General features: G+C 70.5%; 15 protein-coding genes. 10 read left to right on the forward strand and 5 right to left on the reverse strand.

All coding sequences use genetic code 11. The features are described from left to right. Positions 1–92: 92 nt before the first annotated feature. A complete protein-coding gene (locus ABEA24_RS04925) occupies positions 93–317 on the forward strand; it encodes a hypothetical protein (RefSeq protein ID WP_345429396.1) in 225 nt (74 codons plus the stop codon). A 164-nt stretch (positions 318–481) separates the two neighbouring features. Here ABEA24_RS04925 and ABEA24_RS04930 read toward each other — a convergent pair whose 3' ends face one another. Continuing rightward, positions 482–1,204, reverse strand: coding sequence for a DNA alkylation repair protein (locus ABEA24_RS04930; protein WP_345429397.1), 723 nt, complete (start codon positions 1,202–1,204; stop codon positions 482–484). A gap of 69 nt (positions 1,205–1,273) precedes the next feature. After that, positions 1,274–2,176 (reverse strand): zinc metalloprotease, encoded by a 903-nt coding sequence (locus ABEA24_RS04935; RefSeq protein WP_345429398.1) that lies wholly within the window; start codon positions 2,174–2,176, stop codon positions 1,274–1,276. A gap of 215 nt (positions 2,177–2,391) precedes the next feature. On the opposite strand from ABEA24_RS04935, the gene guaA reads away from it, so the two are divergent. The 7 genes from guaA (at position 2,392) to ABEA24_RS04970 (ending at position 11,831) form a co-directional block, all read left to right on the forward strand. Further along, entirely contained in the window at positions 2,392–3,963 is a 1,572-nt protein-coding gene (gene guaA / locus ABEA24_RS04940) for a glutamine-hydrolyzing GMP synthase (protein ID WP_345429399.1), read from the forward strand. A 264-nt stretch (positions 3,964–4,227) separates the two neighbouring features. Continuing rightward, positions 4,228–5,853, forward strand: a complete 1,626-nt coding sequence (locus ABEA24_RS04945) for a serine/threonine-protein kinase (RefSeq protein WP_345429400.1) — start codon at positions 4,228–4,230, stop codon at positions 5,851–5,853. A gap of 250 nt (positions 5,854–6,103) precedes the next feature. Then, positions 6,104–7,588, forward strand: a complete 1,485-nt coding sequence (locus tag ABEA24_RS04950; protein ID WP_345429401.1) for a DUF4331 domain-containing protein — start codon at positions 6,104–6,106, stop codon at positions 7,586–7,588. Positions 7,589–7,641: 53 nt separating this feature from the next. Next, positions 7,642–8,937: a tetratricopeptide repeat protein gene (locus ABEA24_RS04955; RefSeq protein WP_345429402.1), complete on the forward strand. Its 1,296-nt coding sequence runs from the start codon at positions 7,642–7,644 to the stop codon at positions 8,935–8,937. A gap of 85 nt (positions 8,938–9,022) precedes the next feature. Then, positions 9,023–10,459, forward strand: a complete 1,437-nt coding sequence (locus ABEA24_RS04960) for a hypothetical protein (protein ID WP_345429403.1) — start codon at positions 9,023–9,025, stop codon at positions 10,457–10,459. 62 nt (positions 10,460–10,521) lie between these two features. Further along, the gene (gene sigK, locus ABEA24_RS04965; protein ID WP_345429404.1) at positions 10,522–11,100 is read left to right on the forward strand and encodes an ECF RNA polymerase sigma factor SigK; all 579 of its coding nucleotides are present in this window, start codon (positions 10,522–10,524) and stop codon (positions 11,098–11,100) included. Beyond that, positions 11,100–11,831, forward strand: coding sequence for an anti-sigma factor (locus ABEA24_RS04970; RefSeq protein ID WP_345429405.1), 732 nt, complete (start codon positions 11,100–11,102; stop codon positions 11,829–11,831). Before sigK ends, ABEA24_RS04970 begins: the two co-directional genes overlap by 1 nt. A gap of 57 nt (positions 11,832–11,888) precedes the next feature. On the opposite strand, the gene ABEA24_RS04975 is transcribed toward ABEA24_RS04970, so the two are convergent. Together ABEA24_RS04975 and ABEA24_RS04980 are read right to left on the reverse strand one after the other, a co-directional pair. Further along, entirely contained in the window at positions 11,889–12,506 is a 618-nt protein-coding gene (locus tag ABEA24_RS04975) for a DJ-1/PfpI family protein (RefSeq protein WP_345429406.1), read from the reverse strand. Between the two features lie 139 nt (positions 12,507–12,645). Next, complete coding sequence (locus ABEA24_RS04980; RefSeq protein ID WP_345429407.1) at positions 12,646–13,578, reverse strand: SRPBCC family protein; 933 nt, start codon at positions 13,576–13,578, stop codon at positions 12,646–12,648. Between the two features lie 279 nt (positions 13,579–13,857). On the opposite strand from ABEA24_RS04980, the gene ABEA24_RS04985 reads away from it, so the two are divergent. Continuing rightward, entirely contained in the window at positions 13,858–14,496 is a 639-nt protein-coding gene (locus tag ABEA24_RS04985; RefSeq protein ID WP_345429408.1) for a TetR/AcrR family transcriptional regulator, read from the forward strand. Between the two features lie 87 nt (positions 14,497–14,583). Next, entirely contained in the window at positions 14,584–15,405 is an 822-nt protein-coding gene (locus ABEA24_RS04990; RefSeq protein WP_345429409.1) for a class I SAM-dependent methyltransferase, read from the forward strand. A gap of 21 nt (positions 15,406–15,426) precedes the next feature. Here the strand turns inward: ABEA24_RS04990 and ABEA24_RS04995 are convergent, their stop codons facing one another. Continuing rightward, positions 15,427–16,272, reverse strand: a complete 846-nt coding sequence (locus ABEA24_RS04995; RefSeq protein ID WP_345429410.1) for an FAD binding domain-containing protein — start codon at positions 16,270–16,272, stop codon at positions 15,427–15,429. Positions 16,273–16,351: the final 79 nt, after the last annotated feature.

The following is a 16,351-nucleotide window of genomic DNA, read 5'->3' on the forward strand; positions in this document are numbered from 1 at the left end:
AAAACGTGCCCGGATGAGGCCTTCGGGGAAAGCTACCTACTGTGAGGCGATCGTGACCTCGCGTAGTCGACGCAGATGGGGGTGTGCGGACGATGCCAGTCTCGGCCGACCTGGACAAGCTCCTGGACAAGGAGTACGAGAACACGGATCTCAAGGGCCTGCTCAACGCCCCGGTGGAGGCCATCGCCGGGATCAGCGGTGGTGACGCCGAGGCGCTGAAGAAGGCGTTCAACATCAAGACGATCGGCGACCTGGGCCACAACAAGTACATCCAGGCCGCTGCGGCGATCGTCCGACTCGCGGACGCCAGCAAGTAACCGCCTCGGCCGTCCACCTCCGCGGCCGTCGCCTCCCAAAGACCTCTCAGCCCTGGACCAGGGCGGGGAGTACCCTCACGAAATCCCGGACCGGACGTCGCCGAGCGCGCGTCCGGTCCGGAGTGTGTTGGAGAGCTCGCAGAATCGGGCTGTTCGGCTGACGGTCACGACCGGTAGGCGGTCAGGAGGGCGTCGCGGTCGGGTTCGGGGAGGTGGCGGACGGCTTCGCGGATGCTGACGCCGGAGATCCGGTCGGTGCGGTCGCGGACCCAGGCGGCCACCCAGTCGGGGTCCTTCTTGGAGAGCTCGCGCAGGACCCAGCCCAGGGCCTTGCGGATGAAGAACTCCTTCTCCTCGATGAGCGCGTCGCCGTACTTCGTCAGGCGGGTCAGGTCGCCGTCGCCGGAGCGGATGCCGGGGATCAGGGCCAGGAGCGCGGTGCGCCGGATCCAGAAGTTCGCGTCGGCCGACCAGAGGTCGAGGGTCGTGGCGAGCGGCGCGTTCCGTACGACGAGGTCGCCGACCACCTTGATCGCGAGGGCGTCGACGTACGCCCAGGTGTGCGACTCCCGGATCATCCGCTCGGCGACCGCGAGGTCCTCCGCCTCCAGGAGCGGCGCGTTCCGGATCAGGACCTCGATCGCGGCCATCCGGCACTCGTGGACCGGCCGGCACTCGTGGACCGGCCGGCGCCAGAGTCGGTCGGCGAGGGCGAGGGTCTCGTCGCGGGTGAGCCCGGCGGCGGCGCGGACGGTGACCTTGCGGATCGCCGGCACGGTCACCCCGACGTGCTCCAGATCGCTCTTGAGGTAGCGCTTCTCCTGCTCGGCCCGGGCCGGATCGGCGAGGGCACGGAGCTCGGCGGCGATGGCGTCGGCGGTGTCCACCCGGGTCAGTATGGTCCGCTGCAACGACAAAGCGGGCGGCCGATGCCGCCCGCCTCATCGTCGCGTCGCTCAGCCGCGGTAGGCGGCCCACTCCTTCTGCATGCGGGTGCCCTGGCCCGCGGTGAACTGCGTCATGCAGCTGTCGTAGGAGTAGTCCATGAAGTTGTGGATCGGGTCCTTGCCCGACGCCGTGCAGCTGTCCCGGCCGGTCGGGCACTTGAATGCCGGTGAGGACTCGGCCGGGGTGTCGCTCACGTAGTCGCCGGGGGCGTCGCAGCCGCCCTCGAAGGTGTGGTAGAGCCCGAGCCAGTGCCCGGTCTCGTGCGTCGCGGACTGGCCGAGGTTGTAGTGCGTGAGGGATCCGCCGGGGATCGTGGAGTAGTGGATGACCACGCCGTCCATCGTCGGCTTGCTCTTGTACTGCCACGGGAAGGTCGACCAGCCGAGCAGGCCGTCCGACAGTGCGGCGGTGTAGATGTTGAGCGTCCCGGCGCTGCCCTTGTGCAGCTTCGTCTTGATCGTCTTCTCGTACGTGTCGGGCGCGTTGAACCACTTGCTGTTCGTGGTCCAGTCGCTTCCCTTGAGGGCGAAGGAGAAGCCGGTCTTCGACCCGCCGTACGCCTTGTTCATGACGGCGATCTGCTGGGCGATGCGCTTGCGGCTGAGGTCGCCCTTCTTGCCCTTTCCGGTGCGGATGACGTGGAAGTACACCGGGATCTGGTGAGTCGCCTGGATGGAGATGGGCGACCGGTGGGCGAGCAGGGCCTTGAGCTCGCGGTCCAGGGCGGCGGCCTGGGCGGGGGAGACGTCGTTCTTGTCGCGGCGGTGGACGCCTGCGGACATGGTGCGCGCCGAGGCGGACGGGGTGGTGCACGAGGAGGCGGCCGTTTTGGGGGCGGCGGTCGCGCCGCTGATCGGCAGCAGGGCGAGGGTGAGGGACGCGAATCCGGTCAGCGCGGCGGCTGAACGCATGTGGGGGGCCTCCTGGGAGGGGGACGGAGGGAAAGCGACGAAGCCCGAAATATTGCCAAATAAAGATCTCGAAGGGGTTAAAGCGCGCCGGGGAAATCCGGAGGTATCGCCGTCCCTGCGGCATCCGCGCGCGGCCGGTACCGACGGCCGCGGCGTTCACGCAGGCAGGGGGCCCCTAGACTGGGGACGATCCGAACTTCCGAAAGGCGTTCTCGGTGTCCGTCGAGTCAGTCGAGCAGTCCTTCGACACGGTCCTCGTTGTCGACTTCGGCGCGCAGTACGCGCAGCTCATCGCCCGTCGCGTGCGCGAGTGCCACGTGTTCAGCGAGATCGTGCCCTCGACCATGCCGGTCGAGGAGATGCTGGCCAAGCGGCCAAAGGCGATCATCCTGTCCGGTGGTCCCGCCTCGGTGTACGAGCCCGGCGCGCCGGCCGTGCCCACCGGCCTGTTCGAGGCCGGGGTGCCCACGCTGGGCATCTGCTACGGATTCCAGGCGATGGCCAAGGAGCTCGGCGGCACGGTCGCCAACTCCGACATCGCCGAGTACGGCGCCACCCCGCTCACAGTGATCGACCAGGGCACGCTGCTGGCGGGGCTGCCCACCGAGCAGTCGGTGTGGATGTCCCACCGCGTCACCTGCAGCGTCGCTCCCACCGGCTTCGTGGTGACGGCCAGCACCGAGAGCGCCCCGGTCGCCGCGATGGAGGACCCCGCCCGGGGCCTGTACGGCGTGCAGTTCCACCCCGAGGTCATGCACACCGAGCACGGCCTGACGGTGCTGGAGCACTTCCTGACCGCCGCCGGCTGCCGGCCCTCCTGGACGATGGTCAACATCGCCGAGGAGTCCATCGAGGCCGTTCGCGCCCAGGTCGGTGGCAAGCGGGCGATCTGCGCGCTGTCCGGCGGCGTCGACTCGGCCGTGGCCGGCGCGCTCGTGCAGCGCGCCATCGGATCGCGGCTGACCTGCGTGTTCGTCGACCACGGGCTGCTGCGCAAGGGCGAGGCCGAGCAGGTCGAGAAGGACTTCGTGGCCGCCACCGGCGTGGACCTGAAGGTCGTCGACGCCGCCGACCGCTTCCTCGGCGCCCTGGACGGGGTGACCGACCCCGAGACCAAGCGGAAGATCATCGGCCGGGAGTTCATCCGGGTCTTCGAGGAGGCGGCCCGCGAGATCGTCGAGGAGCACGGCGAGGCCGTGGAGTTCCTCGTCCAGGGCACGCTCTACCCGGACGTCGTCGAGTCCGGCGGCGGCACCGGAGCGGCCAACATCAAGTCCCACCACAACGTCGGCGGGCTGCCCGAGGATCTTCAGTTCTCGCTGGTGGAGCCGCTGCGGACGCTGTTCAAGGACGAGGTACGGCGGCTCGGGGAGGAACTGGGCCTGCCTGCGGAGATCGTCTGGCGGCAGCCGTTCCCCGGCCCGGGCCTCGGCATCCGGATCATCGGGGCCGTGACGCGGGACCGTCTCGACGTGCTGCGCGAGGCCGACGCGATCGCCCGCGAGGAGCTCACGCGCGCCGGCCTGGACCGCGACATCTGGCAGTTCCCCGTCGTGCTGCTCGCCGACGTCCGCTCGGTCGGAGTGCAGGGCGACGGCCGCACGTACGGCCACCCCGTGGTCCTGCGCCCGGTGACCAGCGAGGACGCCATGACCGCCGACTGGGCGCGGCTGCCGTACGACGTGCTGCAGAAGATCTCCACGCGGATCACCAACGAGGTCGCCGAGGTCAACCGCGTGGTCGTCGACATCACCAGCAAGCCGCCCGGCACCATCGAGTGGGAGTGACGGGCCGGCTCGTACGAGCCGCGTCCATGTGCCGCCGGCCGGCGTGAGCCGCGCCCGTGTTCATCGCCCGACGAGTCCTCGTACGGCCGATTTCGCCTTCCCGGCCGAGGAGGTCCGTGCCGCCGTACGCGCGCGGCGTCGGCGGGTGCGCGGCCATGACATCGCCGCGATCGGGACCACCGCCTGACATCATCGGCTCCGTCCGCGACGCTAATCGTTTAGATTGATCGTTGATCATGTTGTTCGCCGGACGGGAAGAGGGTCATGCGGAGCGGTCTGGAGCTCAAGCCGGGGGCAGCGCTCGCCGGCCGATATCAGCTGGAGGCGCCTCTCGGTCAGGGCGGGATGGGGGAGGTGTGGCGTGGCACCGACCTTCGCTTGCGGCGGGCGGTCGCCATCAAGGTCCTCTCCTCTGATCTGGCCGTGGATCAGACTGCGGTGGCAAGGTTCCGGCGGGAGGCGGAGACGGCAGCGGCGTTGCAGCACCCCGGTATCACCGTCGTGTTCGACGTCGACGTCCACGAGGATGCGGCCGGGACGACGATGTTCCTGGTGATGGAGTTGCTGGAAGGAAGGGACCTACGCGCTCTCATCGATGCGTCACCGGGTGGCCTTGCGATCCCACAGGTGCTGTCGTTCGCAACCCAAATCGCCGACGCGCTGGCCGCGGCGCATGGGCGTGGAGTGGTACACCGGGACATCAAACCGCAGAACCTGCTTGTGCCACCGGACGGCCGGGTCAGGATCTGCGATTTCGGCATCGCGCATCTCGTCACCGCCACGACGCGGCTCACCATGAACGGCGCTTTCCTGGGGACCCCCCGCTACATGGCGCCCGAACAGTTCCGTGCTGAGCCGACCGATCATCGAACCGACCTGTACGCCTTGGGCTGCGTCGTGTACGAGATGCTCACCGGTTCGCCGCCGTTCAGCGAAGGTGAACTGCACACGCTCATGTACCAGCATCTCAACCAGGCTCCGTCGCCACCGAGTCGCAAGCGACCGGAGACACCCCCGCATCTCGACCGCCTGGTCCTCGACCTGCTCGCCAAGAGCCCGGCCGACCGGCCCGCGAGTGCGGAGGCCGTCGCGTCGTTCTTGCGCTCCACCACCGGCGCCCATGGTCCGGAGCAGGCGGGCGCACCTCAGTTCGCGCACACATCTCCCGATCCGGGGCTCGTCGGCCGACACGACTCGCCACCACGGACGGTCGCCGGCGGTGGCCACCGCCGGGCCCTTGTCACGGGGGGCGCGGGCCTCGCCGCGCTGGTGCTGATCGGCGCCGCCGTCTTCGCGCTGTGGCCTGATTCCACCGGGAAGAAGACGGCGGCGTCGGGGCCGTCCCAGTCACGGCCGTCGACCCAGGGCAGTGGCTCGGCGAGCCCGCAACAGACGGCATCGTCCGGCGGAACGACCCCGACCGGAATGGCGAAACCAGGCCAGACATTCCGGATCGGCCAGACCGCCATTGTGCCGTTTCTCAACGGCAGTGAAGAAAAACTGGCCATCACCGTCACCTCGATTGAGAAAGGTGCGCCCGGTGACCTCGCGCCGTTGAAAGGAACGGGCGAGCAGACCGACGGGATGACGCCCTTCTACGTCCGATACACGGTCAAGAATCTCAACGGTCCCGACCTCATCACCAGTACCTCGATCAACATGGACGCCGTGCTTCCGGGCGAGGCGTTCACCATCTCGACCCAGCCCCACGTCGCCTTCCCCAAATGCGCGGACAGCCCGCCCAACAATGGCAATATGCCCAAGGGATCCTCCTACCAGCCATGCGCATTGTTCCTCGTACCGACCGGTATCGCGATGACCGGCGTCGAATGGGTGCAAGGTCAAACTGAAACCTACGACCACCCCCGTGGCGTCTACTGGAAGCAGTGAATGGACCTCCGGCAGAACGGGCCAGGAAGGCCGACCGAGCGGTGGTATCTCTCCGCGCGGCGCGGCGGGGTGTCAGCGTCCGCCGCTCTGGCGGGTGCGCGGGCGGCCTCGGCGGCCGACACGCGCTGAGTCTCCGGTGACGCCGGTAGGCGCTGAGCCCTGTCGCGAACTTCGTGCGAAGAGGACCAATCCGCTCGCCGTCGAGTGACGAATAGCGGTCGGACACAGCACCCGCACGAAGGAAGCTGCGATGTCACGATCACTGCCGGCCCGGTCGAGGGCCGTCGCCGCGCTCGCGGTGGGAGGCGCTCTCCTCATCGGCGGTCTGGCCGGCCTGGCGCCGCCCCGGGCCACCGCCTCCAGCCACCGCGAGGCGCCGCTCATCTCCGGTGAGCCGCAGTACGACAACACCGACGTCTACGCGTTCGTCAGCCCCGACAAGCCCGACACCACCACACTGATCGCGAACTTCATCCCGTTCGAGGAGCCGGCCGGCGGCCCGAACTTCTACAAGTTCGCCGCGGACGCCCGCTACGACATCAACATCGACAACGACGGCGACTCCCAGACCGACCTCACGTACCGGTTCGAGTTCCAGCACCACTACAAGAACCGCGGCACGTTCCTCTACAACACCGGCCCGGTACGGAGCCTCGACGACCCGAACCTCAACTTCACCCAGACGTACGACCTGACGCTCATCCACCGGGCGCACGGGACCGCGCAGTCGGCGCGGACGCTCATCGACGACGCGCCGGTCGCGCCGTCGAACGTCGGCCAGGCGTCCATGCCGGACTACCGGACCCTGCGCACTCAGGCCGTCAAGCCGCTGCCGCAGGGCGGGCAGGTGTTCGCCGGGCAGGCGGAGGATCCCTTCTTCCTCGACCTACGGGTCTTCGACCTGCTGTACGGCGGAAACCTGAAGGAGGTCGGCAACGACACCCTGCGCGGCTACAACGTCAACACGATCGCGCTCCAGGTGCCGTCCAAGACGCTCGCCCCCACGCAGCCGATCATCGGCGTGTTCTCCGACGTGCAGCGGCGCACCGCCGCGGGCGGGTACACGCAGGTGTCGCGGCTCGGCAACCCGCTGGTCAACGAGGTCGTGATCCCCCTCGCGGACAAGGACCGGTTCAACGCCTCGATCCCCTGGAACGACGCCTGGTTCGCGAACTACGTGACCCGCCCCGAGCTGCCGAAGCTCATTCAGAAGATCTACAAGATCCCGGCACCCGCCGAGCCGCGGAACGACCTCACGCAGGTCTTCCTCACGGGCGTTCCCAAGCTGAACCAGCCGCCCGGCGTGCGCCCCGCCGAGCTGATGCGGCTCAACACCTCCATCCCGCCCGCCAAGAGTCCCAAGCGGCTGGGCGTGCTCGACGGCGACAACGCCGGCTATCCGAACGGCCGCCGGCTCACCGACGACGTCGTCGACATCTCGCTGCAGGTCGTCGAGGGCGAACTACTCGGCAAGAAGAACGACCTGGGCGACGGCGTCAACGCGAACGACGCCGCGTTCGACCGGGCGTTCCCGTACGTCGCGTCGCCGAACTCCGGCTCGGCGGTGAGCAAGGCGGGCGTCCGGGTCCGGCCCGGCGCGTACAACGACCTCCCGGACGTCAAGACCGGCCGCCACTTCCCCGCGATGCCCGCCGCCGCGACCGGCCTGGGCGCGGCCGCCGTCATCGGCGGCGGGTCCATGTGGCTCCGTCGCCGCCGGCAGTCCCGCTCCTGACCCTCCGGAGACGGCCCGGCCGCCGCGCGGCGGCCGGGCCGGAAAGGTGAACCATGCGACGTCTGCTGACGGCAGGGATCATCGTCGCCGTGGCCGGTGGGCTCACCCTCGGCTCGGCGGCCGCCTTCGACCGGCGATTCGAGCCCGCCACCACACCCGCGGCCGCGGCCGGCCCCGACCGGATCTCCACGGCGGACCTGACCGCCGACGTGGCACAGCTTCAGCGGCATCTGCGCACGCAGCCGCGCGACGCGGCCGGATGGGCGACGCTCGGCCTCGCCTACGTGGAACAGGCCCGGCTGACCGCGGACCCCTCCTACTATCCGAAGGCGGAGGGCGTCCTGCGGCGCTCGCTCCAGGAGTCGCCCCGCCGGAACGCCGCGGCGCTCGCCGGACTCGGCGCCCTGGCCGCCGCGCGGCACGACTTCGCCGGCGCGCTGCGGTACGCCGACGCCTCCCTCGCCGTCGACCCGTACGGCACCCGGGCCAACGGGGTGCGGATCGACGCACTCGTCGAACTCGGCCGCTACCCCGAGGCGCTCGCCGCCGCCCGCCGCGCCGACAGCCTGCGGCCCGGCATACCGATCTTCACTCGGCTCGCCTACGTCCAGGAACTGCGCGGCCGGTCCGGCGAGGCACGGCGGATCCTCCTGGGCGTCTCCGCGACCGACCCGGGCGACACCGCGTACGTCGAGACGCAACTCGGCGAGCTGGCCTGGAACTCCGGTGACCGCCGGGAGGCGGGCCGCCGCTTCGCCGCGGCCCTGCGCGCCGACGCCTCCTACCTGCCCGCCCTCGACGGCCGGGCCCGGGTACGGGCGGCGGAGGGCGACACCGCCGGGGCGGTCCGCGACCTGCGGGACGTGGTCGCACGCCTGCCCCTGCCGTCGTACGTGATCGGCCTCGGCGAGCTGTACGAGTCGCTGGGCCGGGGCGACGAGGCGCGACGGCAGTACGCCGTCGCCCGGACCTGGGAACGGCTCGCCGCGGCCGACGGCGTCTCCACCGACCTGGAGACCGCGCTGTTCGCCGCCGACCACGGGGATCCCGCCGAGGCCCTGCGCGCGGCGCGGGCCGAGTGGGGGCGACGGCGTTCGCTACACGTCGCCGACGCCCTGGCCTGGGCCCTGCATGTGAGCGGGCGCGACCGCGAGGCGCTCGGATACGCCGAGCAGGCCACCCGGACCGGTTACCGCAACGCCCTGTTCCGCTACCACCGCGGCATGATCGAGAAGGCCCTGGGCCGCCGCGCCGACGCCCGCCGTGACCTGGCGGCCGCGCTTCACCTCAACCCGTGGTTCTCCCCGCTGCAAGCGCCCCGAGCGCGCGCCGCCCTGGAGGCATTGTGATGACCGCCGTCGTGCTGATCACCGTTGTCGCCTCCGGAGGCGTCGTCATGCCCGTGCTGATCAATCTTGCCCGAGAGGCGCTGTCATGACCGCCGCGCTGCTGATCGCCGTCTCCCTGCTCCATCCGCTCGGGAACTTCACCGTGAACACCTACGACGGCCTCGTGGTCGCCCCGGGCGAACTGCGGATCGACCACGTGCGGGACCTCGCCGAGATCCCGACCGCCCAGGCCGGCGTCACGGAGGCGGACCTTCCGGCCTGGGGCGCGAGCACCTGCCGGCAGGCCGCGGCCGCCATGCGGATCACCGTCGACGGACGCCCGGTCACCGCGACCGTACGGTCCGCGGCCGCCTCGGCCCGGCCCGGCCAGGCCGGGCTGAACACCCTCCGCCTGGAGTGCCGGATCATCGCGCCGGTACGGGCCGGCGCGATCGCCTTCCGGGACGACGGCGTCCCCGGGACCGGCTGGCACGAGGTCACCGCACGCGGTGACCGCATGACCCTCACCACGGCCGACGTGCCGGAACACACCCGCAGTGCGCGGCTGACCGCCTATCCGAAGGACATGCTCGGCTCCCCGCTCGACCGCCGCACGGCGACTCTCCGCGTACGGGCGGGCGGCCCGCCCCTCGCGGACACCGACGGAACAGGCGCCGCCCGCATCCTCCCGCGCGGCGCCGACCGGCTCACCCGGTCGTTCACGTCGCTGGTCGCCCATCGCCGGCTCACCCCGGGCTTCGCGGCCCTCGCCCTGCTCATCTCGGTCGTCCTCGGCGCTCTGCACGCGCTCGCCCCAGGACACGGAAAGACCATCATGGCGGCGCAGGCAGTGGGCCGGGGCCGACGCGCACCGCGGGACATTCTCACCCTCGGCGTCACGGTGACGGTCACCCACACCGCCGGCGTCCTGGCGCTCGGGGTGCTCGTCGCGGGTGGTTCCACGCTGACGCCCGCCGCGCTGTTCCCCTGGCTCGGCGCGGCGAGCGGCGTGCTGGTCGCTGTCGCCGGCGCGGTGCTGCTGCGGCGAGCACTCCGCCCCGACGGCCACGGCCACACCCACCACGCTCACGGCCACCATGACCACGAGCATCACGCTCACGGGCACGGCCACCATGTCCACGGGCGTGCCGAGGGGAGAGGAAGGGCGCACACGCGTCGGCGGCGGGGGAGTCTCGTGCTCATGGGGTTCGCCGGGGGACTCGTCCCCAGTCCGTCGGCCGTCGTGGTGCTGGTCGGCGGCGCCGCGGTCGGCCATGCCTGGTTCGGGGTGCTGTTGGTGCTCGGCTACGGTGTCGGGCTCGCGCTGATGCTCGTCTCGGTCGGGCTGTTCGTGGCCGGATCGGGCCGGTTCCTGGCCAAACGTGTGCTCGAAGGCCGCCTGCTCCAGGGCCGTCGCCTGTTCGGCAGGTGCCTGTTCGGCGGGCGCGGCGTCGTGGCCGCGTCGGCCGTCCCGGCGGGCAGCGCGGCCCTCGTCGTCGTCCTCGGCCTCGGTATCGCCGTGCGCAGTCTCGGCGCATTCTGATGACCAGCCTTGGCGCAAAAGCGTACGATCCGGGCAGTGCGAGCGGGGAGTGCCCAGTGCCAATGCTGCGAAGACCCGGGTCGGCGTCGCGTGAGCACCGGTCCGAGCTCGACCGGTTGCTCGGCCGGGTCGCCGCCGGCGACACCGCGGCCTTCGAGCGGCTGTACGACGAGGTGGCGGGGGCGGTGTACGGCCTGATCCACCGGGTGGTCCGCGACGCGGCGCACGCCGAGGAGGTCGCCCAGGAGGTGCTGGTCGAGGTCTGGCGTTCGGCGCCCCGGTACGACCCCGCACGCGGCGGGGCCATGGCCTGGATCATGACGATGGCGCACCGCCGTGCCGTCGACCGGGTGCGTTCCGAACAGGCGGCGAGCGAGCGCGCCGACCGTGCCGGGCGGCGTGAGGTCGTCCCGGCCCACGACGAGGTCGCCGAGAGCGTCGAGACCCGCCTGGAGCACGAGCGGGTCCGCCGCTGCCTCGAAAGGCTCACGCCCTTGCAGCGCGAGTCCATCGTCCTCGCCTACTACGAGGGATACTCCTACCGTGAGGTCGCGGAGCGGGTCGCCACGCCGCTCGGAACGGTGAAGACCCGGATGCGCGACGGCCTCATCCGCCTGCGCGACTGCCTGGGGGTCGCCTGATGAGCGACGACCTTCACGTCCTCGCCGCCGCCTACGCCCTCGACGCACTGACCGACGCCGAGGAGCGCCGGCTGTTCGAAGCGCATCTGGAGGAGTGCGCCTCGTGCGCCGCGGAGGTTCACGGTTTCCAGGAGACCACGGCCCGGCTCGGCGCCGCCGCCGCCCGCACGCCGCCGCCCGGGCTGCGCGAGCGCGTGCTGGCCGAGGTCCGTGAGGTGAGCCAGTCGCCTCGCGCGGCCGAAGGGGCGGATGTGATCCCGTTGCGGCCCCGCCGCCCTGGACGTGCACGGCTCGTCGTCGCCCTCGCGGCGGCGTGCCTCGTGGTCGTGGCCGTCTCCGTGGGGGTGGTGCTCGGCACGCAGCGGTCGGACCGGCCCGGGTCGGCGGACCGTACGGTGGCGGCCGTGCTCTCCGCCCCGGACGCCCGTACCGTGTCCGGATCCGTCGCCTCCGGCGGGACGGTCACCGTGGTGGCCTCCCGATCCCAGGGCCGGGCGGTCCTCACGTCGTCCGGGCTGCGTCCGCCGCCGGCGGAGAAGACGTACGAGATGTGGCTCATCGGCCCGGGCGGGATCCGCGCCGGAGGACTGGTCCGGCCGGACGCCGCCGGTCACATCCGCACGCTCGTCGAAGGCACCCTCGCGGACGCGAACAAGGTCGGGATCACCGTGGAGCCCGCCGCCGGCTCCCGGCAGCCGACCACCAAGCCCATCCTGCTCCTGAAGATCTGAGCCAGATCGCTTCGGACGCCATCGGCGTACTGGCGGTCTACGTTTCTACGTTCGTGCCTACAGCGGGGCGACAGGTTGCCGGGCGTCGGCCCGAATGGCGGAGAACACCCGCTCGACCGTGTTCTCCTTCTCCCCGACCGGCGCCACGTAGTGGATCACGGCGCGGGCGGCGGCCTCGCCGAGCGCCTGGTCGATCACCCAGGCGCCAAGGTACTGCGACGCCAGGCAGCCACCGGCCGTGGCGATGTTGCCGACCGCGTGGAACGGCGCGTCCAGAACCTCGACGCCGCACGCCTCCACCCATGGGCGGCTGATGGTGTCCGTGCACGCGGGGATCGAGGCGAGCAAGCCGAGGCGCGCCAGAACCAGTGCCCCGGAACACTGCGAGCCGATCAGCTGTCGGCTCGGGTCCAGCGGGATCGATGCGATCAGGCTGTCGTCAGCAACGACGTCCCTCGTCTTGATCCCGCTGCCGACCAGCACGACGTCGGCCTCGGGGATGAAGTCGAAAGATCGCTGTCCAGTCACCTCGACGCCGTTCATCGAGGTGACGGTAGGTGTCGGCGTGGTGATGTAGGCCGTCAGCCCATCGCGACGACAGCGATTGATGATCGCGGCGGAGATGAAGCTGTCCAGCTCGTTGAACCCGTCGAAGGTCAGCACGGCGACCTGCATCTCGATCCCCTAACCCAGCTGTCGATGAACACACTGATCAGACGGTAAGCCGACCATCCCGCCTGGAGTCTCATCCCGGCGGCGCACATCGCGGCCGCGCGCCGGGAGCGGACGCCACCGGCCCGACCGGCGGCGGAAGTCAGCGCAGGCGCCGGATGAGACGCCAGATCACCAGCAGCAGCGCCAGCCCGGCGACCAGCGGCACGACCCGCTTGGCGACCGAGGGTCCGGCGACCTCGAGCAGGTTGATCGGCTCCGACTCGGGCCGGGCCGCAGGGGTGCCGACGGGTTCGCGCGCGGTGGCCTTCTCCGGCGCGCGGGCGGACTCCGCCGGGACGCGCTCCGGCGTACTGGGCGCGGTCTCGGCCGTGGCGCCGCTCGCGGCCTCTTCCGGGGCGCTGGTCGCCATCTTGGCGGGAGCGTCGGCCGCGGTCTGCTCCGGGACGCTGGGCGCCGTCTCCGCTGGAGCGTTCGGCACGGCCTGCTCGGGGACCGCCTCCTCGGTCGTGGCCGCGGTGGAGGCCTCCGCCTCGACCTTCGCCTCGGCGGGAGCAGCGGTCCCGCGCTCGGTCGGCGTGCCCGTGGCGGTCTCGCTCGGCGTCCCGGTGTCGGCCGGCGTCGCCCTCTTCTCGCTCGCCAGCTCGGTGGCGAGGTTGTCGGCGAAGCGGCTGATCAGCTTGCCGCCGACCTCGGCGAGGATGCCCCGGCCGAACTGGGCGGGACGCCCGGTGACGTTCAGTTTGGTGTGGACGGTGACGCTGGTGCGTCCGTCGTCCTCGTGCAGCGTGGCCTGGACCGTGGCGGAGGCGGTGCCCGAACCTCGGGCCTCCTTACCGGACGCCTCGATCGTGACCGTGTGGGCCTCGTCGTCACGGGACGCGATGCGGGCGGTGCCCCGGTAGGTGATGGTCATCGCGCCGAGGCGCACCTTGAGGCGGCCGGTGAACTCGTCGGCCTCGGCCGCGTCGAGCGTCGCTCCGGGCATGCAGGGCGCGATGCGCTCCACGTCGAGCAGCACCTGCCACGCCTGTTCCACCGGCACCGGAACGGTGAACTCGTGATCGAGTTCCATGCCTTGCCTCCTCGTGATCGGTGGTCTGCGGGTGACATTACGGCCGGGTTCGCCACATACGCCAGTGAATAGGACGAGGCCGTCGTGGTCATGTTCCGGTGGCCCGTCACTCCGCTCACCCCGGGTGCGTTTCCGTGCATACCCGAAGTGAGCGGAGCGACACCGTTCGCCCGACCAGGCTCGGCCGACCACCCTTCAGCTGCCGGCTCCTCACTACACGCATGTGTAGTATGGTTTACGAACGTATAGCCGACTGCACGGACGGATAGGTGGGCGACAGTGTCGACGACGGGGCCGGACCCTGAGGACCTCACCGCCCGTGCTCGCATCAGAGATGCGGCGTTGCTGCAGTTCGGTGCGCACGGGTTCGAGCGGGCGACGATCCGGGGGATCGCCGAGGCGGCCGGCGTCTCCTCGGGGCTGGTGCGCCATCACTTCGGTTCCAAGCAGGCGCTGCGCGAGGCATGCGACGACTACTTGGCCAAGGTGCTCCGTCGGCTCAACGACCAGGTCCGGAAGGACCGCGCCCCAGGTGACGCGAACTACGTGGCCGCCGCCCGCGCCGCGCTGGGCCCGTACCAGCGGTACCTGGCGCGCGCCTTGGCCGAGGGGTCTGCGGCGTCGGTGTTCGACGAGATGGTCCAGATGGGTGTGCAGTGGCTCGCGGACACCGACAAGGACCGCCCCGATCCACCCGACGTCGATCGCAAGGCGCGGGCGACGGTGATCACCGCGATGTCGCTGGCCATCTCGATCCTGCACGAGCATGTGTCGCGGGGGATGGGTGTCGAGGTGTCCAGTCCCGAGGGTGACCTGCTGCTCGCCCGGACCTTGATCGACATCTACTCCCACCCCCTGCTCAGTCCAGAGGGCGCCGCATTGGCCCGGGCCGCTCTCGACAAGATCCAGAACGAATAGCGGAACGGACCGCCCGAGGCCGTCTCGGCGGCTCCACCCGCAAACCCCTGTCAGCGCCTGAGCCTTTTCGTCGGAAAGGACGTTTCCATGGATAAGATCGCGGTTGACTTCACGGGCGTACGGGTGACCGCGCTCGTCGAGTTGTATCTCCGGTGGCTGGACAGCAAGGAACAGCATCCGATCCTCGGCGACACGCGCGCGGATGAAGCCGTGCAGCGTTTGGACTTCGACTTTTCCCAGCTCAAGCCCATGAATATCGGACGCTTCGCCGTCGGTGTCCGATCCCGGATCATGGACGAGTGGGCTGCGCGGTATCTAGCGGATAATCCGGATGCGCTCGTCCTGGATCTCGGCTGTGGGTTCGACAGCCGAGTCTTCCGGGTCGAGCCGTCGGCCGGACACCATTGGTACGACGTGGACTTCCCAGACGTCATTGAGATCGCGAACCAGCTGTACCCCGAGCGTGCGGAGCACAGTACGATCGGTGCGTCCGTCGTCGATCCGGATTGGCTCATGCAGATTCCCGGCGACAAGCCCGTTGTGGTCGTGGCCGACGGGCTGTTCGGATTTCTCACCGAGGACGAAGTGCGGCGGGTCTTCAAGCAGATCGTCGATCATTTTCCGACCGGAGAGTTTCTGTTCAACACGTATCCGACGAAGACGAAGAAGCAGCTTGAAAAGCGGCCGGGACCGATCTTCGGGAAGTTCGGCGTCTCGATCAATTGGGCGCTCGACGACGAGCGAGCCGTCGAGAAGTTCGACGACCGCCTGCATTTTGTGGACGAGTGGAGCCAGCTCGACCGGTCCCTCCTCACTAATGCTCCGCTGTACTATCGGGCCCTTTGCGCGATGATCAGGGCAGTTCCGGCATGGCGGCAGGGAACAGGCGTGCTCCGCTACCGATTCTGACCACCCCGATCAATCAGGACACTAGACGCCCGCCGCCGTAGCGAGGGCGCGGGCGGTCAGCACCTGGGCGAGATGCCGCCGATACTCCGCCGAACCGTGCAGGTCGCTCGGTGGACTCGTGCCGTCGGGGGCGTCCTGGGCCGCGCTCTGGAACGCCTCGCGGGAGGCCGGGCCGTCCGCGACCGCCGTCTCGACGGCGTACGCGCGGACCGGCGTCGGTCCCATGTTCGTCAGGCCGATCCGCGCCTCGGCGACCTCGCCGTCCGTGCGCCGGACCAGGCACGCGACCCCGACGACCGCCCAGGCCTGCGCCGTACGGTGGAACTTCTCGTAGTGGAAGCCCCAGCCGGTGTAGGCCTTCGGCAGCCGGACGCCGAGGAGGATCTCGTCCGGTTCCAGGGCCGACGTCAGGTAGTCGGTGAAGAAGTCGCCTGCCGGGATCTCCCGCGCCGACGTGACGAACACCCCGTCCATGGCGAGGACGACGCCCGGCAGGTCGCCCGCCGGGTCGGCGTGCGCGAGGGATCCGCCGAAGGTGCCCCGGTGGCGTACGGCGGGGTCGGCGACGGTGGTGGTCGCGGCGGCGAGCAGCGGGGCGTGCGCGCGGATCAGCGGGTCGCGCAGCACCTCGTAGTGCGTGGTCATGGCCCCGACGAAGACCGAGTCGCCGTCGTCGCGCACGCCCCGCAGCTCCGGGAGGGCCGAGACGTCGATGAGCACCTCGGGGTAGGCGAGGCGCAGGCGCAGCAGCGGCATCAGGCTCTGCCCGCCGGCCAGCACCTTGCCCTCCTCGTCCGCCTCGCGGAGTGCGGCGACGGCTTCGCCGAGCGTGGACGGCCGGACATAGTCGAACGGTGCCGGGATCATGCGGCACCTCCCGTGGATCCGAGCGTGGACGGCCGGACGTGGTCGAAGGGCGCCGGGATCATGCGGCACCTCCCGTGGA

Origin of the sequence: Actinoallomurus vinaceus, from assembly GCF_039542055.1 — a bacterium.
GTDB lineage: Bacteria > Actinomycetota > Actinomycetes > Streptosporangiales > Streptosporangiaceae > Actinoallomurus > Actinoallomurus vinaceus.

Coding starts and splice junctions, on each gene's coding strand:
- ABEA24_RS04960 (WP_345429403.1), top strand. CDS start 9,023: ATGACCGCCGCGCTGCTGATCGCCGTCTCCCTGCTCCATCCGCTCGGG.
- ABEA24_RS04990 (WP_345429409.1), top strand. CDS start 14,584: ATGGATAAGATCGCGGTTGACTTCACGGGCGTACGGGTGACCGCGCTC.
- ABEA24_RS04935 (WP_345429398.1), bottom strand. CDS start 2,176: ATGCGTTCAGCCGCCGCGCTGACCGGATTCGCGTCCCTCACCCTCGCC.
- ABEA24_RS04950 (WP_345429401.1), top strand. CDS start 6,104: ATGTCACGATCACTGCCGGCCCGGTCGAGGGCCGTCGCCGCGCTCGCG.
- ABEA24_RS04925 (WP_345429396.1), top strand. CDS start 93: ATGCCAGTCTCGGCCGACCTGGACAAGCTCCTGGACAAGGAGTACGAG.
- ABEA24_RS04980 (WP_345429407.1), bottom strand. CDS start 13,578: ATGGAACTCGATCACGAGTTCACCGTTCCGGTGCCGGTGGAACAGGCG.
- ABEA24_RS04945 (WP_345429400.1), top strand. CDS start 4,228: ATGCGGAGCGGTCTGGAGCTCAAGCCGGGGGCAGCGCTCGCCGGCCGA.
- ABEA24_RS04970 (WP_345429405.1), top strand. CDS start 11,100: ATGAGCGACGACCTTCACGTCCTCGCCGCCGCCTACGCCCTCGACGCA.
- sigK (WP_345429404.1), top strand. CDS start 10,522: ATGCTGCGAAGACCCGGGTCGGCGTCGCGTGAGCACCGGTCCGAGCTC.
- ABEA24_RS04955 (WP_345429402.1), top strand. CDS start 7,642: ATGCGACGTCTGCTGACGGCAGGGATCATCGTCGCCGTGGCCGGTGGG.
- ABEA24_RS04995 (WP_345429410.1), bottom strand. CDS start 16,272: ATGATCCCGGCACCGTTCGACTATGTCCGGCCGTCCACGCTCGGCGAA.
- ABEA24_RS04975 (WP_345429406.1), bottom strand. CDS start 12,506: ATGCAGGTCGCCGTGCTGACCTTCGACGGGTTCAACGAGCTGGACAGC.